This is a genomic window from Vibrio aestuarianus (assembly GCF_012395185.1).
Lineage (GTDB): Bacteria > Pseudomonadota > Gammaproteobacteria > Enterobacterales > Vibrionaceae > Vibrio > Vibrio aestuarianus.
Window position 1 is genome coordinate 68,987 of sequence record NZ_JAAZTU010000003.1, and the last position, 22,720, is coordinate 91,706.

Consider the following 22,720-nt stretch of genomic DNA (forward strand, 5'->3'; position numbering starts at 1 on the left):
ATGGAGGCGTTGTTAACTTGCAATATAATGAGAATTGTTATCAGTTATTCTTTCTGTAAACGCTGATCATAAAATCCGCCTCACATTCAAATATCTCGGCGTTTTTCAAATCAGATCTTAATTCATCACTGGCTCGCCATGCAAACGGGGTCATCTGCAATAAATCAAAGGCATCAGAGCCACTAAGGGACATTGTATAATTAAGCTGTTGTTGGTGTTCTAATGTGAATCCAGCGATTATTTCAGGCGTTTCATCATGCAGCTGTACGGTTTGGTAGATACCTTGTTTGAGCTGGTATAAATGGCGACCCGCTGGCGTAACGGTAATTACGATACCATTAGCTTGAATGCATCGGTTAAGTTCATCAGCTTTGCACGGCGCATAAATCCGCAAGACACCATCAAGTGAGTGATCTGCGAAAGGTAGGCGATGGCTTGATGCGACAACAAAATTGACATTCGGATAACGCTTGGCGGCATAGCGAATCGCGACTTTAGAGATGTCTAAACCATAAGTGGTTGCCTGTGGTGCTTGGTCTGCCAGCGAATGCGCGACAAACTGAGTGTAGTAGCCTTCGCCGCAGCCAATATCTAAAAATTGGTATTGTGAACCTTGCAAATAGTCACGACATAATTGGGTAACAGCTTGACGCATCGGGTCATAATGTCCACCTTCGAGGAAGCGGCGTCTTGCTTGCATCATCTCCTTATTGTCACCGGGATCTTTTGAACGCTTGTGTTGCACAGGCATTAAATTCACATAGCCTTCTTTTGCGCGGTCGAACTGGTGATTATTTTCACATCGGTAGTTTTGTTGATTAAGTGCAAGAGGCTGGTGGCACAGGGGACATTGGTAAGTCATAACGACCTCATGGAGATATTCAAGGCGGCAAGTTTAACGGTATTAGCGTTAAATAAAAAGGGTGGGAAAGTACCACCCTTATATGATTGCGCTTATGCAGAAAGACGAGTGATCAACTGGTGGCTTTCACCGGGTTGCAAGGTTTTACCTGCAGACAAACAAGGTGCATGTAGTGTTGATTCAACACATAACATGGTTTGGTAGCCATCATCAGGCATGTCGGCCATTGGTTGTGCTCCTGCTGCCCAGGGGTTCCAAAGTACCGCCGAGTTATGGCCGCTATTTTCAACAGTCAGTGTTCTATTGAGTTTAGCGTCAGCAACCTTAATTTGAGCCTCTGGCGCAGTATAAACACGGTCAATGGTATCGGTGAGGAGTAATTGTTCACCGCCTTGACATACCTTCGCATTCTGTAGGCTATCGATATATTCACGGCCCATACCAGTGGTGGTAGTTTGGCTAATATCGCCAACATTGAGATAAGTATGCAGTGCGCCAGAGAACGTCCATGCTTTCTCATCAGTGTTGGTGACTTCAAGGGTGAGATTTAATGCATCACCAATTTCTACATACAGACGTGCTTGGAATTGATAAGGCCAGATAGCCAACGTGTCGGCTGTTGCTTCCAGTCCAAGAACGACGATGACGCCATGGTCGTTTTCTTTATGTTCAACCAGCGTCCATTCACTAGTACGTGCAAAGCCATGAGCTGGTGCGGCAATACGGCCAAACCATGGCCAACAAACAGGAATGCCGCCTCTTAGTGCTGCTTTTCCATCAAAAATTGCACTATCACTCATCCAAATAAAATCATCTTTGCCAGCTGGGGTGAATGACACAACGTGGCCGCCATGTAAGGCAATACCTGCGGTTGCTTTATCGTGAATAACACGAACGATTTTCACACCATCTTTTTCAACGATGGTGACGTTATCAGAAAGAAATGTGAGCGTTGGAAGAGAGTGTAAGTCCATAAATGCCGTTCCTCATGCAGTTCCTGCCAGACAAACGGGTAAGGAACCGGTTGGAGTTGTCCAAAGCGAGTCCCTTGGTAAAGGGACAGATACTAAAAAGGCGACACAATGGCCGCCTTTATTCTCAACGAATTTCTTCGCTAAACACTTACATTATTTAGAAACGTGAGCGATTAGGTCTAGAACTTTGTTTGAGTAACCGATTTCGTTGTCGTACCAAGATACAACTTTAACGAAGTTGTCAGTTAGAGCGATACCAGCTTTAGCATCGAATACTGAAGTTTGAACTTCGCCGATGAAATCTTGAGATACAACTGCATCTTCAGTGTAACCAAGAACACCTTTAAGAGTCGTTTCAGAAGCTTGCTTCATTGCAGCACAGATAGCTTCGTAAGACGCGCCTTTTTCTAGGTTAACTGTTAGGTCAACTACAGAAACGTTAGCAGTTGGTACGCGGAAAGCCATACCAGTTAGTTTGCCGTTTAGTTCTGGAAGAACAACGCCTACTGCTTTAGCTGCACCAGTTGAAGATGGGATGATGTTTTGAGAAGCACCACGGCCACCGCGCCAGTCTTTAGCTGAAGGACCATCTACAGTTTTTTGAGTCGCAGTAGTTGCGTGAACTGTAGTCATAAGGCCTGAAACGATACCGAAGTTGTCGTTTAGAACTTTAGCGATAGGTGCTAGACAGTTAGTAGTACAAGAAGCGTTAGAAACGATGTCTTGGCCTGCGTAAGATTCGTGGTTAACACCCATTACGAACATTGGAGTTGCGTCTTTAGATGGACCAGTTAGAACAACTTTCTTAGCACCAGCAGTGATGTGCTTACGTGCAGTTGCGTCGTCTAGGAATAGACCAGTTGCTTCAGCAACTACGTCAACACCGATTGCATCCCACTTAAGATCTTCTGGGTTACGCTCAGCAGTTACACGTACAGTTTTACCGTTTACTACTAGGTTACCGCCTTCAACTTCAACAGTACCGTTGAAACGGCCGTGAGTTGAGTCGTACTTCAGCATGTATGCCATGTAATCTACGTCGATAAGGTCATTGATACCTACAACTTCGATGTCATTGCGCTCTTGCGCTGCACGGAATACGAAACGACCGATACGGCCAAAACCGTTAATACCTACTTTGATAGTCATTGTAGTTGCTCCACAACTTAATTTCTGATTAAAGATAAACTGGTAGTAAAATTACAAAATCCAGTAAACATCTGCAACAGATAATCGGACTTAACTTGTTCAAAGTCAAAAAAAACTGTCGCTTTTTTTCACAATCCGTCGCAAGTGATTAAAATTTAGACTTTAAGTGGCTTTCGATTACTACCAGTTGGCGTAAAATACTTTAGAGCTCTAAAGCATTTAAGAAATTCTAAACCTACCGTTTTACGGAGAGAAAGTATGTGCTACAAAGAGCTGGCTGTGCAAGTTTTTAGCACAAAAAGAATGGTCAAATTTTGAGAAAAGGAAGTTTTGTTAAGTGGAAAGAAAGGTTGAAAACTCCATAAAGCCTAATGAATACTGGCGTGATAAGCTTACTGATGATGAGTTTTATGTGTGTCGTATGCGGGGGACTGAAGCTCCATTCAGTGGCAAGTTATTGCACAACCGTGACACGGGGGAATATGCGTGTACTTGTTGCGAAGCGTTGTTATTTACTTCTAGCAATAAATACGATTCAGGTTGTGGTTGGCCGAGTTTTGATGCGCCAATTAACGAAACCGCTATTCGCTATTTAGAAGACCGAAGCCACGGAATGGTACGCACCGAGATCCGCTGTGCTCAGTGTGATAGCCATCTTGGACATGTTTTTCCTGATGGACCAAAGACGACAGGGGAGCGATTTTGCGTCAACTCAGTGTCGTTAATTTTCAACAAAAAGTGAAAAAGCGGTGATTTTCTCACCGCCTTTCGTTTTATCGTTACAGGTTTTAACGTTGATTGGGTGGTACCCTTATTTTTACTCTAGGTTTACAGGTCAGATAGATTCGAAGGCATAAGAGACGCTTTAAATTGTCCATTTTCTATTGCCTCTGTTATTTGATCCGCGATGAGATCCAACTTATCGAATTTCTCTTGAGTAAAGCCATACAGTAATTCAAGTTCGGCTTCTGAGGCAACAGGTGCATTGAATGCTTTGCCGACCATTGCCCAAATGTACGCTTCTTCTTTGCGTTTTAAGATCTGATTAGTGCTTGCCAAAGATTTAATAATTTCGATATTAACTACTTTGCCTTTGCTAAGTTCAAGCGAACGAGTGAGTAAGGTAATACTTTTTTCTCTATCTCTGTTGGTATAAAAAGTAGCAAGCGCATACTGCATTTCTGCATTGTCAAGTTCAGGTTTTCCTTCTAACTGTAAAAATTGACGCTGTGCTTGTTTATCGCCGATTTGACTCCACAAAAAGTAAAGAGATTGTGCGGAGCGTGATTGTTTCAGTTCTTTAACGATGCGCTCCAGATCATTGCCTGAATTGACCAGAGCCTCAAAACGTCGCTGCTTAAGTTTGGTTTGGTCTATGGCTTGAATTTGGGAGGCGAGCTCAAGGCATTTTCGATAAGCTTTGACCAAACCGTATTCTTCAATTTTGTTTTTATCAGTAGGGTTCTTCAGTACCTCAAAGCGGTGCCAAATTAAATCGGTACGAGGAATTCTGCACTGACCATCATCCATATTGAGCTGTTCACAGCGTAAGTTTGGATTATCAGCGCAGAGCTTTTCAGTATTCTTATTGTTTTCAAAGCAGCCACTAGCAAGCAGTGGAAAGCAAAGAATTAGCGTAATTTTTATGCGGTTCATTGTCTTAGCTTGTGATCAAATACACTTATTTATTTGGCTTGCCTTGACTCAATATATTGGCAAGTTATGTTTGTGATGAATTTGTTAATCAAGGACACATCATGGATGCCAACCAATTAATTAACGCCATCACACCTGAAGCTTATGAGCGTTTATTGCACGCTGTGGAAACGGGTAAGTGGCCTGAGGGTACACCACTTTCTCAAGAGCAGCGAGACTCATGCATGCAAGCTGTGATGTTGTATCAATCTAAGCATAATCTAGAAGCTGATCATATGACAGTTGCCGTCGGTGGTGAAATTAGCTTGAAGTCAAAAAGTGAACTGAAAAAGCGCTTTCAAGCAGGGCAAGAAGATATCGTGCGAGTTAACCCCAATCACGATTGAGCCTGTAAGGTGTCGGTTGTATTAAAAAGCCCTATCTAAACAAGACGGGGCTTTTTATTGCTCATAGTTTAATGCCGATGGCATTTTAGCGGCATGTTACAGGCTCATTTCACCACGCAATACTTGCTGCATTTTTGTTTTAACCTCTTCGTAAGAGAGGTTTTGGCTAAGTAAGTAGTGAAGCTTGGCCAATGCTGCTTCAGGTGTCATGTCATAGCCACTTATCACGCCAGATTCCGCCAACGCACAACCAGTCGCGTAGCCACCCATGTTGACTTTGCCTGCCAGGCATTGCGTTAAGTTGACAACAATTACACCACGCTCAGAGGCCTCTTTTAAATGACCTAATAATTCAGGGTTTTGTGGTGCGTTGCCGACACCGAAGGTGAGTAAAATCATTGCATTTACAGGTTGCAATAAGGTGTTGCGAATCACCTCGTGTGAAATGCCGGGGTACATTGTGATCACTCCAATTGGTTGCGGGGTGATGTTATGGACTTTAAAGGTACCTTGAGGTGGTTCGTTGACTTTTACGCTATTGCTGATTTGGATGTTAATTCCAGCTTCGAGTAAAGGCGGTAAGTTTGGTGAGGTAAAAGCATTAAAACCATCGGCGTGAGATTTCACACTGCGGTTGCCTCTCATCAATTGATTATTGAAGAATAACGTCACTTCATTGATAGGATAATTGGCCGCAATATGTAGAGCATTAAGTAAATTTGCTTGACCATCAGAACGAAGTTCAGCCAACGGAATTTGCGATCCAGTCACGATGACAGGCTTACCTAAATTTTCTAGCATAAAGGAGAGCGCAGATGCCGTGTAGGCCATGGTATCGGTACCGTGTAGGATTACGAAACCATCGTATTTATCATAATTATCACGAATATCGTTGGCGATTTGTTGCCAATCTTCAGGGGTCATATCAGAAGAGTCGATCAGAGGATCGTATTCGTGGATGGTAAACTCAGGCATTTCAGGACGGTGGAACTCGGGCATGCCTGCTAATTGTTTTTCCATGAATCCCGCAATTGGGACGTAACCATGGTCGGATTTTAACATGCCAATAGTGCCGCCAGTGTAGGCGATGTAAATATGTTTTCTTGCCATTGCTAGAAACCACTCGTGTAGGGGGGAACAGAGCGGCGATTATAGCGTATTAAATCAATATAAAAAGGGGCGCTTTGCACAAAGCGTCCCAGAGTTTTTTTAGTTAATATGTCTTATTTTTATTGTACTTGGCAGTTGAGGCAAAACGCGTATTGCCCTTTTGGATCATTAAAACTGCTGAGTATATTGGCATCTTGCACCAGTTGCTTTGCCGCTGGTTGTAGCGCAGTTGGCAGCATCGAAGAGACATCAAACTCAAAGTGAGTTTGTACTTGGCTCATGATGTCTTGTAGGAACTGTTGTGCCGGAGTGAGTGGTTCTTCCACCCAGTAAATATTATAGGTTTCCAGCTTCGCTAATTCCGCTGCCAGTTTTACTGCGTCATCAAAGTCACCCATTTGGTCGACTAACCCATGGTTCATGGCATCTTGTCCCGTCCAAACTCGACCTTGAGCGATGTGGTCAACTTGCTCGGTGGATAAGCCGCGGCTTGCACCGACAAGGCTAATGAAACGGTGATAACCGTGCTCTATACCTAGCTGTAGTGCATCAGCTGCGCCTTTTGGCAGGCCGGTGGTCACCCCAACGCCAGAGAATGGAGATGTGCCGATCCCATCAGTATAGACCCCCAGTTTATTGAGGCCTTTTTCAAAGGTAGTGATAACACTGAAAATACCGATTGAGCCTGTTAATGTGGTTGGTTGAGCAACGATTTTATCTGCGCTCATCGAAATCCAATAGCCACCAGAAGCCGCTAGGCTCGACATCGAAACCACAACCGGTTTTCCAGCCTCTTTCAATGCTTGAATTTCGTTACGGATTACCTCAGATGCAAAGGCACTGCCACCCGGGCTGTCGACTCGCAGTACGACGGCTTTGACTTTATCGTCATTACGGGCTTGGCGGAGTAAAGCTGCTGTTGTATCGCCGCCCACTGTACCGCGTGGCTGGGAGCCATCCATGATCGCACCACTGGCAACAACAACTGCCACATCATTCATCTCACTACTAAATTTAGGCGTCATTGTCGCTTGGTATTCGTAGTAACTCATCGCGTTGTAGCTATCTTCGCCATTGCTACCGAAAACTTCGGCTAATTCAAGGCGTACTTGTTGGCGAGTGGCGAGTTCGTCGACCAAACCGAGTTTCAGCGAAAGCGCGGCAAGGTCACCATTACTGGCTTTTAGTTGGGCAAGGAATTCGTCCATTGATGGGTTAAGCGTTTCGGCATCAATTTGGCGATTGGTTGAAACATCATCGATGTATGCGCCCCACAACTGCGTTAACCAACGAGAAGCTGACTCTTTGGCAGCCTGTGACATGTCATCGCGAATAAAAGGTTCGATGGCAGATTTGTATGTGCCAACACGAAAGACGTGCGTATTGACATCTAACTTTTCTAGCAAGGTTTTATAGTACATAGAATACGCACTATAACCTTTGAGCATCACCGCGCCATCAGGCGCTAAGAACACTTTGTCAGCGTAGCTGGCTAAGTAATATTGGCTTTGGTTATAGAAGTCACCAACGGCGTAAATTGGTTTACCCGCCGCTTTGAACTCATTGAGTGCTTTAGCTATGTAGCGCAACTTAGTCAGGTTCGTCTCAGACATTTCACCTAATGCTAAGACTAAGCCAGTGATTTTTGTGTCGTCCTTTGCATGGCGAATAGTGTCAACCACGTCAAACAACACATTTTCTTTTGGTAAATCTTGACCAAAAAATGAACCAGCTACCGAATCCATTGGATTCACATAAGAGCTTTGTTCAACGATAGGACCAGACAAATTGAGCACCAAGGCCGATTCTTTGTCTACGGTCGGAAGAGGGGATTCTGCATGTACATACAAAAAATAAATAATGGCGATACTGAGCAAAAAGAATAAGTTGGTTAAAGCCACTCTTACAAAAGTAATAGCTTTCCAAAAACCTTTAAAGATCAAGCCGATAAATCGAAATAGTGATTTCATTGCCTCTCCACTGCGGTTATTCGCTAGCGTGTTAAATGAATAGAAGGGAATACCCTTGAGATATGAATGAGTTACATCCTACGTGATCTAGTATACCCAAACAACCGCAAGATTGATCGGTGTTACAAAAATGTAAACACTTGTTTGATTTTTATTGACTCCGATAATATTCTGGTCTGACCACGAAGCATGATTATAAAAGTGAAGTCAGCATGTACCCACACCTATTACAGCCATTAGATCTAGGATTTACTCAGTTACGTAACCGTGTATTGATGGGATCAATGCACACTGGATTAGAAGAACATAAAGAAGGGCTCCACAAACTCGCCGCCTTTTATGAAGAGCGGGCTAAAGGTGGGGTTGGACTGATCGTAACTGGCGGTTTTTCGCCTAATTTACGTGGTCGACTTCACCCTTTTAGTGCCGAGTTTAGTAAAGTGAAGCACGCTCGCTCCCATAAAGTGGTCACTGAAGCGGTTCACCGTCAAGGTGGCAAAATAGCCTTGCAATTGCTTCATGCTGGCCGATACGCGATGCATCCTTTTGCTCAGAGTGCATCAGCGATTAAAGCGCCAATCGCGCGCTTCGCACCGAGCGAAATGAGTGTTCGTCAAATCAAAAAAACCATCGATGCCTTTGCAAATAGCGCTGAATTGGCGCACTTAGCGGGTTACGATGGCGTGGAAGTAATGGGTTCGGAAGGCTACCTTATCAACCAGTTTATCTGTAAGCGTACTAATATGCGGTACGACGATTGGGGGGGAAGTTATGAAAATCGCATTCGTTTTCCCTTAGAAATAGTCAAGGCGATACGCGCTGCGGTTGGTAAAGAGTTCATCATAATCTTTCGTCTTTCGATGCTCGATTTGGTCGAAGAAGGCAGCACTTTTGAAGAAGTATTAATGCTCGCCAAAGCATTAGAAAAAGCTGGCGTGACCATCATTAATACTGGTATCGGCTGGCATGAAGCCCGTATCCCAACGATTGCCACGCAAGTGCCACGCGCCGCATTTACTTGGGTGACAGAGAAAGTGCGTCCTCATCTATCGGTTCCGGTGGTGACTTGTAACCGAATTAACACACCTGAAGAGGCGGAGAAAATACTGGCATCTGGCCAAGCTGATATGGTTTCTATGGCCCGTCCATTTCTTGCTGATCCAGAGTTCGTGAGCAAAGCCGAGCAAGGAAAAGCGGCGCTTATTAACACCTGTATTGGCTGTAACCAAGCTTGCTTGGATAATGTATTTAAAGCGAAACGTGCCAGTTGCTTGGTCAATCCTAGAGCTTGTTACGAAACCGAAATAGTGGTGCAACCTGCCGAAAAAACCAAGAAAATTGCAGTGGTAGGGGCAGGGCCTGCTGGCTTGGCGTGCGCCACTACTCTGGCAGAAAGAGGCTATCATGTTGATTTGTTTGAGCGCAATGATCGAATTGGTGGTCAGTTTAGGCTAGCAATGCAGATCCCCGGTAAAGAAGAGTTTCGAGAAACTATTCGCTATTTTGCCAATCGAATTGATGAGACTGGCGTCAAGCTTCATTTAGATACAGAGGTTACTTTCGATATGCTGCAAGGCTATGATGAAGTGGTTATGGCCTCTGGTGTGACCCCAAGAAAAGTCAGCATTGAGGGTATTGAAAACCAAGAAAAAGTGGTTGATTACCAAACCTTAATTCGCGAAAAGACACCAGTAGGCGAAAAGGTCGCGATAGTCGGGGCTGGTGGTATTGGTGTCGACGTTGCCACCATGTTGACCGAGCCGCAAGATCACACATTGGATGATTGGCTGCACGAGTGGGGGATCGATAAAGAAATCGCTCACCCTGGTGGCTTGTACCCTTACCCTGATTCACTGAGCGATAAAACGGTTTGGGTTTTACAGCGTCGTAAGGGGCGTGTCGGTAAAGGGCCAGGGAAAACGACAGGTTGGATCCACAAACGCACGCTTGAGAAACGCGGAGTTCACTTATTGGGTGGTGTGAGCTATGAAAAGATAGACCCGTACGGGCTGCATATTTCTATTGATGGAAAGCAGCAATTACTTGATGCAGACAAAATCGTCATTTGCGCTGGTCAAGAATCGGTTCGTCCGTTTGAAGACAAATGGGATTCGTTAGGTGACAAATTACATGTGATTGGCGGTGCTGATTACGCCGGTGAGTTGGATGCGGTACGCGCTATTCGCCAAGGTGTTGAGTTAGCGACGAAGTTGTAGTACCCAACCATTTATTCAATAAATAGACAAAAAGCGCTGAATTCAGCGCTTTTTTGATGGTATCCAATTTGCTTTTGTTCGGTCAAATTGCTTAAAGAATCACGGTTTTGTTGCCATAGACAAAAACGTGATCGTTCACGACTTTATTGAGAGCTTTGCTTAAAACATTCTTTTCTACATCGCGTCCGGCTTGTGCCATATCTTTGGCACTAAAAGTGTGATCAACAGGAATGACATCTTGTTTGATGATTGGCCCTTCATCTAAATCGTTGGTAACAAAGTGTGCTGTTGCACCGATGATCTTCACGCCACGCTCATACGCTTGTTGGTAGGGTTTTGCACCAATGAAGGCTGGCAAAAAGCTGTGGTGGATGTTAATGATTTTGTGATGATAGCTCTCAACAAATGTCGGTGTCAGCACGCGCATGTATTTAGCCAGAACCAAATAATCTGGTTGATATTGGTTGATCACTTCCAGCAGTTTTTCTTCGTGCTCAGAGCGGTTTAGCCCTTCGTGAGATACACAGTGATAAGGAATATCAAACCGTTCGGTCAGGCTTTGTAGTGTATCGTAGTTACCCACAACCGCGGCAATCTCGACATCTAAGCTGCCATCGAAGGTTTTCATTAAAATATCACCGAGGCAATGTGCTTCCTTTGTGACCAAAATCACTACGCGTTTACGTGATGAATCTACGAGTTTACGCTTGGCTTGAGCAGGTAGCGCTTGATCAAGGTCAGCAAGAAGCGTCGTATCATTGAAGTAACCTTCAAGTTCGGTACGCATAAAAAAGTGACCGCTTGTGTTATCAACGTACTCATTATTTTGGATGATGTTGAGTTGATGTTTATAACAAATGTTGGTGATTTTTGAGATTAAGCCTGGTGCATCGCTACAATGAGTCAGGAGAGTCTTTCTTTCCATTATCTAATACTTCCGTGATTGAATTCTTTTATTCTAAAAACTAATTCGAGCGCGCATGAACGGTGACGCACTCCACAATATAAGGGCTATAATTAATCTATTATCAAGTTGGTTTCAATAAATAAACGGGTTAACCGTTAGGCTTTAGCTTATTTTCTTCTTCATGAGAGTCTTAAGGCGGTATTTATGGATAAAGAACTCCTTGCACGTAAACTGTACGTCGAAAGAGTGAGTGCATTGATGGGCGATCAGCAGATCGATGAAATTATCTTGGAAGACATGTGGGAGAGCCGAGCATCACCGGCCGACGCAGCTAAAGCAATGACCCAAGCTGAAAGTGGCTATGAAGCGCCGATGTGGCTGTCTCGTTACCTCAATCGCAAATAGAACATTCCTAACCGGCGTGAGTCATCGTTCGATTCGCGCCGATTCATGAAACCTGCCATAATGCCCCGCAACGAATACTTACCCCTATTTTTAGATGATCGCAAAAACCTTTTCTTCGCAGGGTGCACTCGGTAAAGCCATTCCTGGTTTTCAAGCACGACAAGCACAAATTGATATGGCTGAAGCTGTGGCCAAGGCCATTACCCAGCAATCACAATTGGTGGTTGAAGCGGGAACTGGAACAGGGAAAACATTCGCTTACCTTGTCCCGGCATTGCTCAGTGGTAAAAAAACCATCATTAGTACAGGGTCTAAAAACCTACAAGAACAGCTTTTTCACCGAGATTTACCGCTAATGGTTGATGCTCTCGGTTTCTTTGGCAATGTCGCATTGTTAAAAGGTCGTGCGAACTATTTGTGCCTTGATAGATTAAGCCGACAAATGATTGAAAGTCACACCAATGAAGCAGATCCGCAATTGTTGACTCAATTGGTTAAAGTTCGTAGTTGGTCATCAGAGACCAAAAGCGGTGATTTGGGCGAATGCGATGAACTGCCTGAAGATAGCTTAATTATCCCAACTATTACCTCGACCAATGATAACTGCCTAGGTAAAGAGTGCCCAAGTTACGTTGATTGTTTTGTATCCAAAGCGCGAAGAAAGGCGATGGATGCTGATGTGGTTGTAGTTAATCACCACCTTTTCCTCGCTGATCTTGCTATCAAAGAAACCGGATTTGGCGAATTAATCCCTGAGGCGGAGGTGTTCATCTTTGATGAGGCACATCAATTGCCAGATATTGCCAGTCAATATTTTGGTCAGTCTGTCTCAAGTCGCCAAGTTCAAGAGCTAGCGAAAGATATTGAAATCGGTTATCGCACTGAAGCTAAGGATATGCGCCAGTTACAAAAAGTAGGCGATAAACTAACTCAATCGGCGATGGAATTGCGTATTGTATTGGGCGAACCGGGTTTTAGAGGCAATTGGCGTGAAGCCTTATCTTCCCCATCTGTTGCACGTGAATTAAGTCGATTGCGTGAGAGTTTAGATTTTGCGATTGATGTCCTGAAACTGGCTTTAGGGCGTAGTCAATTATTAGATACCGCGTTTGAGCGAGCTAACCTTATTAAAGGGCGTATCGACCGAGTGTGTGATGTTTCTATTACCGGTTATTCCTATTGGTATGACACGACACCGCGTCACTTTAGTTTGCATATTACCCCTCTCTCTGTGGCGGATAAGTTTCATGAGCAGATAGAACTCAAGCAAGGTTCGTGGATATTTACTTCCGCGACGTTGGCGGTGAACGATGATTTTAGCCATTTTACCCATCGTTTAGGCTTGAAGCCGCAGGCGCAATTTTCTTTGCCGAGCCCGTTTGATTATGAGCAGCAAGCCAAGCTGTGTGTGCCGCGTTATTTACCAGAACCCAATAGTGCTGGGCTGTCGGATAAGTTGGTGCAAATTCTTGCGCCTGTTATAGAACAAAACCAAGGACGCTGTTTCTTCTTATGTACCTCACACAATATGATGCGTGAATTAGGAGAGCGTTTTAGAGAAGTACTAACGGTTCCAGTACTTTTACAAGGGGAAACCAGTAAGCAAAAAACCTTAGCGGAGTTTATGGAGCTAGGGAACGCGTTGTTAGTGGCAACTGGCGCATTTTGGGAAGGGATTGATGTTAGAGGTGACGCCTTGAGCTGTGTTATTATTGACAAACTTCCGTTTACTGCACCTGATGATCCGCTATTAAAAGCGCGAATTGAAGATTGCCGTTTGCGAGGCGGAGACCCATTTTCTCAAGTACAATTACCAGACGCGGTCATCACGCTAAAACAAGGCGTAGGGCGTTTGATTCGAGACAAGAACGACAAAGGGGCGCTCATCATCTGTGATAACCGATTAGTGACCCGTGATTATGGTGGGGTATTCCTTGCCAGTTTACCGCCCATTCCTCGTACGCGAGATTTGGATAAAGTGAAAGACTTCCTTAGTCAGATTTCAGTAACAACACAAAATAATTAGAGATAGTAATGAGCGCAAAAATTCTTGCCTTAGACACAGCAACAGAAAACTGTTCTGTTGCATTGATGGTTGGCGACAAACTGTATGTTCGCAGTGAAGTTGCACCACGTGATCACACCAAAAAAATCCTGCCAATGGTCGATTCGGTTCTAAAAGAAGCAGGCATCCGCTTACAAGAACTGGATGCATTAGCTTATGGTCGTGGTCCGGGAAGTTTTACCGGAGTGCGCATTGGCATTGGAATTGCACAAGGTTTAGCGTTTGGTGCCGACTTACCAATGATCGGTATTTCAACCTTGGCAGCAATGGCGCAAGGTACCTATCGGCAACACGGTTATCAACAGGTTGCGTGTGCTATTGATGCCAGAATGAGTGAAGTGTATTGGGGGCGCTACCAGCGTCAAGAAGATGGCTCTTGGAGTGAAGTCGACAGCGAATGCGTGATTCTACCGAGTGTGCTAAGCCAGCAGTTAGCTGCAGATGATAAGACTTGGGGTTGCGCAGGTACTGGTTGGGCGGCGTATGCCGAGGCGCTGGAATCGTTATCCATTGTTCGTGAAATGGGCGAAGTACTTTACCCAGATGCGCAAGATATTGTTTATCTTGCACAGTATGAGTTTGCCAAGGGAAATACCACATCGGTAGAAGAGTCTAGCCCAGTCTATTTACGAGACAAAGTGGCTTGGAAAAAACTACCTGGCCGCGAATGATTTACAGTGAGTAGGGTTATATGCCAATCCTACTCAAATAGAACAGGAACAGTATGGTTTCAATTAATGGTTTACCTCCTTCGATAGTGCCGGGGTCTAATAAGACCAATAGAGCAAATAAGAAAAATGAGGTAAGAAAAGGCGATACTAAAGCTGCGGTTGGTCAAACAACCAAGGTGGCTAATGCTGTTTCTCATTCGATTCGTCAAGTACAAGAAGCTGATATTCAGCGCGCAACCTTAGAATATGATTTACCAGAGGGGCGAGCCAGAAAAGCGATGGAAGAGTACATGGACGTGATGAATCAAGCGAAAAAAGAGGAACTTGCTCAGATGCTTGGGGTCGACATTTACATCTAACCGAATAAGGTCACGACCATGCGTGCTACGAACAAAAGCGTTTTTACCCATCGAATCTTTACCCATAAAACATTGGCGAATAACAAGCTAACTTGTCACTCTTTTATTAGTAAAATCGTGCTGCTTTTATCTTCTGTTTTGATGCTTAGCGCCTGTTCTAGTTTGCCAGAAAGCCTCAAAGCAAGCGGTGAGAATGTGTTTACTGACTACAGTAGTTGGGTAAATAGCCCAGTCGCTGTCGGCAGTGAAGTTCGGCTTGGCGGTGTGATTGCCAATGTCACGAACTTAACCAATCAAACACGTATTGAGGTGGTGAATTTACCGATAGGTTCATCTGGAAAGCCCGATATTAGCCAAGAGCCGCAAGGCCGCTTTGTTGGTTACGTCGACGGTTTTGTTGATCCTGTTACTTATGCTAACGGTCGTTTGATTACGGTTATCGGGGTTGGTACGCCCGCAGAGCAAAAGAAAGTAGGTGAATATCAATATACCTTTCCTGTAATGGCGGTCAAAGGTGCTCATTTGTGGCGTATCGAGGAGCGGGTCATTGTTAATGAAGTCGGTTCCTATTTGTCACTGTGCAATGGTTTATATTGTCGTCAAAGAGCGCCAAGTTCCAGAGAAGGGCGTGTGGTTCAACAGGTCAAATGAACATTCAACAAAAACGTTATTTCCTTGAGCAAGGTTATATTGCATCACAGGAAATTGGCAACCCACAAACGGCCGAAGTCTCGGTCGTTTTTTTACATGGCTGGCTGGATAACTCATCCAGTTTCTTAGGTTTAATCAATGAGTTAAGCTGTAATTTTTCTGGCGCACACCTTTGCGCAATCGATTTGCCCGGTCATGGCTTATCAAGCCATAAATCAAACGACAATTTTTACCCTTTTCACGACTATATTGACGATATTTACCAACTTTTGCTCAATTTGTCACCAAACAGGTTGGTGTTGGTTGGGCATTCGCTTGGTGCTTTAATCGCAAGTTGCTATAGTGCCGCCTTTCCTGAGCAAGTCGCAGGATTAGTTCAAATTGAAGGGGTGGGGCCACTAGCTGAATCGCCAGATAAAAGTGTAACTAGGTTACGTAATGGTGTGCTGAGTCGGCAACGGATCCGACGTAAGCCAAAACGTTCACTACCCACCTTAGAAGATGCGATAGCTCGCCGAGCAGCAGTCAATCACTTGGATACGGAATTGATTCGTCCTGTTGTCGAGCGAGGAATAGAACAGCGAGGCGATCAGTGGGTTTGGCGGCACGACGTAAAGTTAAATAGTGATTCACTATTTAGGATGTCGTTTGAGCATGCTTGGCAATTTTCCGGGCAAATCCAATGTCCACATCGGGTCATTCTTGGCGAGCAAGGTTTTGGCTATTTAAAGCAAAATCGTGACTGTTTAGCCAATAATCACTGTGAAATGTTCACTATTTCTGGTGGTCATCACTGCCATCTTGAACAACCTTCGCAAGTCGCAGAACTAATTTTTGGCTTAGTTAACAAAATTTAAACAAGTGTTTGAGTGTTTCGTGCTCATACGCTTTGGCTGTGCTGTAATAGCAAAAATAAAAATATTGCCGTAGAGCAGCAGCCAATAACGAGGAGTATTACCGTGGATAAACCTTGGCTTTCACGTTACCCAAGTGACGTACCGGAAACCATCAATCCAGATACGTATCCATCTTTGGTGGAAATGTTTGAACAATCTGTCCATAAGTATGCCGACCAGCCCGCTTTTATGAATATGGGCTCAGTAATGACGTTCCGTAAACTGGAAGAGCGCAGCCGTGCTTTTGCTGCTTACTTACAAAATGAGCTAAAGCTGAAAAAAGGCGATCGAGTGGCGCTAATGATGCCAAACTTGCTGCAATATCCCGTGGCATTATTTGGTGTACTTCGCGCAGGTATGATCGCGGTTAACGTTAACCCACTGTATACCCCTCGTGAACTTGAACATCAACTCAATGATGCCGATGCAAAAGCCATCGTTATTGTGTCTAACTTTGCCAACACCTTAGAGCAAATCGTTGATAACACACCGGTTAAACACGTGGTACTCACAAGCCTTGGGCAGATGTTACCAAGAGCCAAAGGTACGCTCGTTGATTTCGTTGTGAAATATGTCAAAGGGATGGTGCCAAAGTACGATCTGCCAGGGGCGATCTCAATGCGTAAAGCATTGCATAAAGGGCGTCGTCTGCAATACGTTAAACCATTTATGTCGGGTGATGATATCGCCTTTTTGCAATACACCGGTGGCACTACTGGGGTCGCGAAAGGTGCAATCTTGACCCACAGAAATATGATTGCCAACGTACTGCAAGCCAAAGGTGCTTATGGCCCCGTTTTAGCCGAAGGGCGCGAACTTGTGGTGACAGCATTACCGCTGTATCACGTATTTGCATTAACGGTAAACTGTTTATTGTTCGTCGAAATCGGTGGTCGCAACCTTTTGATCACTAACCCAAGAGATATTCCCGGCTTTATTAAAGAGTTGCAAAAATATCCCTTTACTGCCATTACTGGGGTAAATACACTCTTTAATGCGCTGGTCAATAATGAAGATTTCCATGAACTTGATTTCAAAAATCTTAAGCTATCAGTGGGCGGCGGCATGGCAGTACAGCGCGCAGTTGCTGAGCAGTGGAAAAAAGTCACTGGGATTCATCTACTTGAAGGCTATGGTCTAACTGAATGTGCTCCTTTGGTAACCGGTAACCCTTATGATTTAAGTGATTATTCAGGTGCTATCGGTTTGCCAGTGCCGTCGACTGAAGTTCGTATTGTTGATGATGAAGGTAATGTCTTAGCGTATGACCAAGTGGGTGAGTTGCAAGTGCGCGGGCCACAAGTGATGCAAGGTTATTGGCAGCGACCTGAAGCAACGAAAGAAGTCATCAATGCGGATGGTTGGTTATCTACTGGCGATATCGTGAAGTTTGATGAACAAGGCATGCTGTATATCGTTGACCGCAAAAAAGACATGATTTTAGTCTCTGGCTTTAATGTTTATCCAAATGAAATTGAAGATGTCGTTGCCCTGCATGGTAAGGTGTTGGAAGTTGCAGCGATTGGACAGTCACATGAAGTGTCGGGTGAAGTGGTGAAAATCTATGTTGTTAAACGAGATCCTAGCCTGACCAAAGACGAAATTATTACGCATTGTCGTAAGCATCTGACCGGTTACAAAGTGCCTAAGTTGATTGAGTTTAGAGAAGACTTACCTAAATCTAACGTTGGTAAGATTCTGCGCCGCGTATTGCGCGAAGAAAATGAAGCTCAGCAAGCAGAAGCAAAGCGCGCATAAGCGTCAAGCCAGCAACAGAAAATAATGATAGAATGCCGACATAATTGTCGGCATTTTTATGTCCCCCATCGTGGGCTGCCCAAAGTGAGCCATTTGTGAATTATCAAATCATTACCCAATTGAACGACCTTCAGCGAGTATGCCTTGCCGCACGTGATGCAGACTTAGTGATGCTCGACACCGAATTTGTTCGCGTTCGTACCTTTTATCCGCAACTCGGCCTTATCCAGTTGTATGACGGTGACAACCTCTCATTAATTGATCCACTGGCTTTTGATGACATGGCTCCGTTTGTTGAATTGTTGCAAGATGTCTCAGTATTAAAGGTGTTACATGCTTGTGGTGAGGATTTAGAAGTCTTCCACAATGCCTTTGGTTGTGTTCCTTTCCCGATGGTTGACACGCAAGTGATGGCCGCATTTTTAGGTCATGGACTCTCAACCGGTTTTGCCGCATTGGTGAACGAATTCGTTGGTGTTGAATTGGATAAAAGTGAGTCGCGAACTGACTGGCTTGCTCGTCCATTATCACAAAAGCAGCTAGATTATGCTGCCGCTGATGTTTTCTATCTATTACCTATGTACCAACAGCTGTTGGAAAAAGTGACTCAGGCTGGCTGGTGGGATGCCGCGCAGCAAGAATCAGAACTGCTCGCGGTTAAACGTATTAAGAATACCAATCCTGAATTTGCTTATCTTGATCTTAAAGGGGCATGGCAGCTCTCACCGAAACAGTTAGCGATTCTAAAGCCTTTGGCTACGTGGCGTTATGAAGAAGCAGTGCGCCGAGATTTAGCGTTAAATTTTGTAGTGAAAGAAGCCGATTTACTCAACATCGCTCGCTTGGGGTTGACTAACCCTAATCGCATGATTGAAGAGGGGGCCGACCCGCGAGGGATTCGTCGCCACAGTGACAAAATCATCGCTTTGGTCAAAGCGGGGCAACAAACCCCTGCCGAGCAATATCCGCCTCAAATCGAACCTTTGATGGACTACCCGGGCTATAAGCAGCTATTTAAAAAGTTGAAAGATGAAGTTAAAACGGTCTCTCAAACAACAGGATTAGCGACAGAGTTTTTGGCATCGAAAAAGCAGCTTAATCAACTCTTAAGTTGGGTGTGGAAGAAAGGTCGAGACCCAGAAAAATTACCGGATGTTATGCAAGGCTGGCGTTTACCTATCTTAGGTGAAAAGCTCAATAAACTGGTTTAATACGAGGGTGTGTTGATTTAGCACACTTTTAACTTAACCCTTCGGGTTGCATTTGTACGGTATTATTTCTGATCACTTACTTACAGTGATTGATTATACGATTAAAAAAGCCTGCTAAAAAATGCAGGCCTTTTTCTAGAGCAGTTTTTAACTCGACTTCAGGTTGAGTTTATTTTTCTTCGTCGGGCAGTTTGACATTCAGCTCTAATACGGCGATGTCATCCCCTTTATGCTCAAAGGTCAGCTCAACCATTGAAGGGTCAATTGGCACATATTTAGCGATGGCTTTTAGAATGTCCTCTTTCAACTGCGGTAAATAAGTCGGTGCCGGGTCACTTTGGCTACGACGTTCAGCAACGATGATCTGTAAACGTTCTTTCGCAAGATTAGCTGATGTCTTCTTTTGTGGTCTGAAAAACTCAAGTAGTGACATAGTGCTTAACCTCCAAATAGTCGTTTAAAGATGCCTTTTTTCTGCTCAGTGACGAAGCGAAAATCAACTTGCTGACCTAATAGGCGCTCAACTGCATCACCATAAGCTTGGCCTGCATCTGACTGTTCGTCAAAAATAACCGGTACACCTTTGTTGGAAGCGTTCAGTACAGCTTGGCTTTCTGGAATCACTCCGAGTAGAGAAATGTGTAGGATCTCTTCGACGTCTTCCACACTTAACATCTCACCTTGCGTTACGCGTGTTGGGTTATAACGCGTGAGAAGCAGGTGCTGTTTGACTGGTTCTAGACCTTGTTCTGAGCGCAGTGATTTTGAGTCTAAAATCCCAAGAATACGGTCGGAATCTCGAACAGAGGAAACTTCTGGGTTGGTGGTCACAATGGCTTCGTCGGCAAAGTAGAGCGCCATTAATGCACCTTGTTCAATACCTGCTGGAGAATCACAGATGATGAAATCAAAACCCATTGCATCAAGTTCATCAAGTACGCGCTTAACGCCATCCTTCGTCAGTGCATCTTTATCGCGAGTTTGTGATGCAGGAAGAATGAATAAATTGTCGGTGCGTTTATCTTTGATCATCGCTTGGTTAAGAGTCGCTTCACCGTTGATGACATTGACAAAGTCATACACAACGCGACGTTCGCACCCCATGATAAGGTCAAGGTTACGTAAACCAATATCGAAATCGATAACCGCAGTTTTTTTACCTTTCAAAGCCAAACCTGATGCGATGGCTGCGCTTGAGGTCGTTTTACCTACGCCGCCTTTTCCTGACGTTACAACAATAATGCGTGCCATTATGTTTTCCTTGTTAATTTTTAAATCGTGAGCGTTTCGAAGTGTAGTGAGTCATCAACCATGCTGAGCATCACTTTCTTCTGCCAAAACTCACTTTCAATTTGATCACTAAGCCAGTAATTACCAGCAATGGATACCAGCTCAGCTTGTAAATCGTGACAAATAATTCGTGCTTCGGCTTGACCGCTTGCGCCTGCGATGGCTCTGCCTCGCAATGTGCCATAAACATGTATAGAGCCATCAGCAATTACTTCTGCTCCAGCACTGACATGGTTTAGGATCACTAAATCGCCATCTTTAGCGTACACTTGCTGTCCAGAGCGAATTGGAGTGCGAACGACTTTGGTCGGTGCCATTTTTGCGGGTGCTTGAGCAGGGGACTTACTTGCGCTCATCACGGCAAAACCGGCTTCTGATGCCAAGTTTTGGCTGCGTTTATCTTTACAGCCAGTCACTCCTACCGGAATCATTCCTGCTTCACTTATCCCCTGTTTTAGCATGATGAAATCAAGCTCGCCCATTACCTTGGCAATATTAATAACCACCGGGGCTGATGCGAAAAAAGCTGGGGCTTGGGTTACTTTTTCCTTGAGAAACTCAATGGTATTGGCAACTTCATTGTCGCAAAGGTGTAAAACTGACAAAGTAAAACTGCTACCTTTTAGGTCAGGAGTATTGGACATCTTATTTTTGACCTCAATAACTAATGGCTTCACTAGAAAGGGCGTTGCCTGAAACTAGGGTTGTCATGTTATATTTACTCACTTAGCTCAGCAAGTTATCTACTGCCAAATGTTTGTATTAATCTCAAATTTGGCGAAAATTTAACGTTTATCACTTAATCTGCTTAAAAAGCCGATTTATTACAAGAAAGGGTTGTCATGCTTTGTTCTATCTACAAAGGCTCAAAAAAAGAAGGTACCTATCTTTATATTCCGAAAAAAGACGATTTTTCACAGGTCCCTGACACGCTGATGCAGATGTTCGGTAAACCTACTTTGGTGATGGTAGTGAAATTAGAAGGACGGACACTTGCTCAGGTCAACATTGAGAAAGTGAAAGAGTCTTTGGAAAATGAAGGTTATTTCTTACAGTTACCACCGCCACCAGAAAATTTACTTGAAAACTACAAACAGCAAAAAGCTCAGCAACAAGGCCGTTAGGTTTTTAGCTCAAGGAGGGCGATTTGAGAAAATTATTGTCAGTCGTATTAGGTTTGAGTCTTACTGCGCCGTTAATGGCGAATGAAGTCAGTTTCGAACAGTATGTCGAAAGCTTAAAACAGCAAGCACGCAGTGAAGGGATCTCAGAGCAAATTTTAAGCGATGCTTTCAAAGATGTTGCTTACAAGCCGCGTGCGGTCAAAGCGGATCGCAATCAGCCAGAAAAAAAATTGACGCTGGACGAATATATTCCCCGTGCAGTGCCAGATTGGAAAGTAAACCAAGCCAAAGCCTTGTATGAAAAGCACTATGATCAACTTAGCCGTATTGGCAAACTGTATGGTGTACAACCTCGTTTTATCGTGGCGCTATGGGGAGTGGAAAGTAATTTCGGTGCATTGACGGGGGGTTATAGTGTTATTGATGCTTTAACGACCATGGCTTACGACGGTAGAAGAGAGGCATTTTTTCGTAAAGAGACGATGGCTGCACTGCAGATTCTACAGCAAGGTCATATCAGTGCTGACGACATGAAAGGGTCATGGGCAGGTGCAATGGGCCAATGTCAATTTATGCCTAGTTCATTTTTGGCCTTCGCTTCTGATGGCAATGGTGATGGCAAAAAAGATATTTGGGGCACTAAAGAAGATGTGTTTGCTTCAACGGCCAATTACTTAAGCCAATCAGGTTGGGATGATAAATACACTTGGGGCCGCCAAGTAAAAATCCCGAAGGGATTTGACCATGAGCTAGAAGGACGTCAATCAGAAAAAGGCAAATTCCTGCAAGAGTGGTCCAAGCTAGGCGTTACTCGTTATGATGGCCGCCCGTTGCCCACGCTAACAGACGATATTCAAGCTTGGTTGATCATGCCAGACGATGAAGCTGGTCGAGTTTATTTGGTATATAACAATTACAACGTGTTAATGAAGTGGAATCGTTCGTATTATTTTGCGCTCGCCGTTAGCCATTTAGCGGACCGCATCGCCAGTTTTTAGTTGTCGTTGAATTCATTACTCAACCTGGGTGATGAATTCAACTATACCCTTCCCACTTGAAG

General features: G+C 44.3%; 23 protein-coding genes. 13 read left to right on the plus strand and 10 right to left on the minus strand.

Going from position 1 to position 22,720, the window contains the following annotated elements:
- Positions 1 to 40 precede the first annotated feature (40 nt).
- The 3 genes from rlmA to gap form a co-directional block, all read right to left on the minus strand.
- Positions 41 to 862, minus strand: coding sequence for a 23S rRNA (guanine(745)-N(1))-methyltransferase (rlmA, locus tag HGG78_RS01990; protein ID WP_172531933.1), 822 nt, complete (start codon positions 860 to 862; stop codon positions 41 to 43).
- Positions 863 to 954: 92 nt separating this feature from the next.
- Positions 955 to 1,836, minus strand: coding sequence for a D-hexose-6-phosphate mutarotase (locus tag HGG78_RS01995; protein ID WP_172531934.1), 882 nt, complete (start codon positions 1,834 to 1,836; stop codon positions 955 to 957).
- A 153-nt stretch (positions 1,837 to 1,989) separates the two neighbouring features.
- The gene (gap, locus tag HGG78_RS02000) at positions 1,990 to 2,985 is read right to left on the minus strand and encodes a type I glyceraldehyde-3-phosphate dehydrogenase (RefSeq protein ID WP_053310168.1); all 996 of its coding nucleotides are present in this window, start codon (positions 2,983 to 2,985) and stop codon (positions 1,990 to 1,992) included.
- Positions 2,986 to 3,322: 337 nt separating this feature from the next.
- On the opposite strand from gap, the gene msrB reads away from it, so the two are divergent.
- The gene (gene msrB, locus HGG78_RS02005; protein ID WP_172531935.1) at positions 3,323 to 3,727 is read left to right on the plus strand and encodes a peptide-methionine (R)-S-oxide reductase MsrB; all 405 of its coding nucleotides are present in this window, start codon (positions 3,323 to 3,325) and stop codon (positions 3,725 to 3,727) included.
- A gap of 86 nt (positions 3,728 to 3,813) precedes the next feature.
- On the opposite strand, the gene HGG78_RS02010 is transcribed toward msrB, so the two are convergent.
- Positions 3,814 to 4,641: a DUF2989 domain-containing protein gene (locus HGG78_RS02010; protein ID WP_172531936.1), complete on the minus strand. Its 828-nt coding sequence runs from the start codon at positions 4,639 to 4,641 to the stop codon at positions 3,814 to 3,816.
- A gap of 101 nt (positions 4,642 to 4,742) precedes the next feature.
- On the opposite strand from HGG78_RS02010, the gene HGG78_RS02015 reads away from it, so the two are divergent.
- On the plus strand, positions 4,743 to 5,027 hold the full coding sequence (locus HGG78_RS02015; protein WP_172531937.1) for a YeaC family protein: 285 nt from the start codon (positions 4,743 to 4,745) through the stop codon (positions 5,025 to 5,027).
- Between the two features lie 96 nt (positions 5,028 to 5,123).
- Here the strand turns inward: HGG78_RS02015 and ansA are convergent, their stop codons facing one another.
- The gene (ansA, locus tag HGG78_RS02020) at positions 5,124 to 6,137 is read right to left on the minus strand and encodes an asparaginase (RefSeq protein ID WP_172531938.1); all 1,014 of its coding nucleotides are present in this window, start codon (positions 6,135 to 6,137) and stop codon (positions 5,124 to 5,126) included.
- A gap of 119 nt (positions 6,138 to 6,256) precedes the next feature.
- The gene (gene sppA, locus HGG78_RS02025; protein ID WP_172531939.1) at positions 6,257 to 8,107 is read right to left on the minus strand and encodes a signal peptide peptidase SppA; all 1,851 of its coding nucleotides are present in this window, start codon (positions 8,105 to 8,107) and stop codon (positions 6,257 to 6,259) included.
- A 212-nt stretch (positions 8,108 to 8,319) separates the two neighbouring features.
- Between sppA and HGG78_RS02030 the strand changes: the two genes are divergently transcribed.
- Positions 8,320 to 10,323, plus strand: coding sequence for an NADPH-dependent 2,4-dienoyl-CoA reductase (locus HGG78_RS02030; protein ID WP_172531940.1), 2,004 nt, complete (start codon positions 8,320 to 8,322; stop codon positions 10,321 to 10,323).
- Positions 10,324 to 10,414: 91 nt separating this feature from the next.
- Here the strand turns inward: HGG78_RS02030 and purU are convergent, their stop codons facing one another.
- Positions 10,415 to 11,248 (minus strand): formyltetrahydrofolate deformylase, encoded by an 834-nt coding sequence (purU, locus tag HGG78_RS02035; protein ID WP_172531941.1) that lies wholly within the window; start codon positions 11,246 to 11,248, stop codon positions 10,415 to 10,417.
- Positions 11,249 to 11,434: 186 nt separating this feature from the next.
- On the opposite strand from purU, the gene HGG78_RS02040 reads away from it, so the two are divergent.
- The 8 genes from HGG78_RS02040 (at position 11,435) to rnd (ending at position 19,246) form a co-directional block, all read left to right on the plus strand.
- Positions 11,435 to 11,635 (plus strand): hypothetical protein, encoded by a 201-nt coding sequence (locus HGG78_RS02040; RefSeq protein WP_053310160.1) that lies wholly within the window; start codon positions 11,435 to 11,437, stop codon positions 11,633 to 11,635.
- 94 nt (positions 11,636 to 11,729) lie between these two features.
- Complete coding sequence (locus HGG78_RS02045; protein ID WP_172531942.1) at positions 11,730 to 13,661, plus strand: DNA repair helicase YoaA; 1,932 nt, start codon at positions 11,730 to 11,732, stop codon at positions 13,659 to 13,661.
- An 8-nt stretch (positions 13,662 to 13,669) separates the two neighbouring features.
- Positions 13,670 to 14,371 carry a tRNA (adenosine(37)-N6)-threonylcarbamoyltransferase complex dimerization subunit type 1 TsaB gene (gene tsaB / locus HGG78_RS02050; RefSeq protein WP_172531943.1) on the plus strand — a complete coding sequence of 234 codons (702 nt, stop codon included), beginning with the start codon at positions 13,670 to 13,672 and terminating at the stop codon, positions 14,369 to 14,371.
- Between the two features lie 53 nt (positions 14,372 to 14,424).
- The gene (locus HGG78_RS02055; RefSeq protein WP_053310157.1) at positions 14,425 to 14,730 is read left to right on the plus strand and encodes a hypothetical protein; all 306 of its coding nucleotides are present in this window, start codon (positions 14,425 to 14,427) and stop codon (positions 14,728 to 14,730) included.
- 18 nt (positions 14,731 to 14,748) lie between these two features.
- Entirely contained in the window at positions 14,749 to 15,381 is a 633-nt protein-coding gene (locus tag HGG78_RS02060) for a Slp family lipoprotein (protein WP_172531944.1), read from the plus strand.
- Positions 15,382 to 15,383: 2 nt separating this feature from the next.
- A complete protein-coding gene (locus HGG78_RS02065; protein WP_172531971.1) occupies positions 15,384 to 16,238 on the plus strand; it encodes an alpha/beta fold hydrolase in 855 nt (284 codons plus the stop codon).
- A gap of 102 nt (positions 16,239 to 16,340) precedes the next feature.
- On the plus strand, positions 16,341 to 18,035 hold the full coding sequence (fadD, locus tag HGG78_RS02070; RefSeq protein WP_172531945.1) for a long-chain-fatty-acid--CoA ligase FadD: 1,695 nt from the start codon (positions 16,341 to 16,343) through the stop codon (positions 18,033 to 18,035).
- A gap of 95 nt (positions 18,036 to 18,130) precedes the next feature.
- Positions 18,131 to 19,246, plus strand: a complete 1,116-nt coding sequence (gene rnd, locus HGG78_RS02075) for a ribonuclease D (protein ID WP_172531946.1) — start codon at positions 18,131 to 18,133, stop codon at positions 19,244 to 19,246.
- 169 nt (positions 19,247 to 19,415) lie between these two features.
- Here rnd and minE read toward each other — a convergent pair whose 3' ends face one another.
- The 3 genes from minE to minC are packed head-to-tail and all read right to left on the minus strand — an operon-like array spanning position 19,416 to position 21,180.
- Positions 19,416 to 19,679, minus strand: coding sequence for a cell division topological specificity factor MinE (gene minE / locus HGG78_RS02080; protein ID WP_053310153.1), 264 nt, complete (start codon positions 19,677 to 19,679; stop codon positions 19,416 to 19,418).
- Positions 19,680 to 19,684: 5 nt separating this feature from the next.
- Entirely contained in the window at positions 19,685 to 20,497 is an 813-nt protein-coding gene (gene minD, locus HGG78_RS02085; protein ID WP_168522763.1) for a septum site-determining protein MinD, read from the minus strand.
- A gap of 20 nt (positions 20,498 to 20,517) precedes the next feature.
- Positions 20,518 to 21,180: a septum site-determining protein MinC gene (gene minC, locus HGG78_RS02090; protein ID WP_172531947.1), complete on the minus strand. Its 663-nt coding sequence runs from the start codon at positions 21,178 to 21,180 to the stop codon at positions 20,518 to 20,520.
- Positions 21,181 to 21,378: 198 nt separating this feature from the next.
- Between minC and HGG78_RS02095 the strand changes: the two genes are divergently transcribed.
- Complete coding sequence (locus tag HGG78_RS02095) at positions 21,379 to 21,660, plus strand: YcgL domain-containing protein (protein WP_053310150.1); 282 nt, start codon at positions 21,379 to 21,381, stop codon at positions 21,658 to 21,660.
- Positions 21,661 to 21,683: 23 nt separating this feature from the next.
- On the plus strand, positions 21,684 to 22,658 hold the full coding sequence (locus HGG78_RS02100; protein WP_053310149.1) for a lytic murein transglycosylase: 975 nt from the start codon (positions 21,684 to 21,686) through the stop codon (positions 22,656 to 22,658).
- Positions 22,659 to 22,720: the final 62 nt, after the last annotated feature.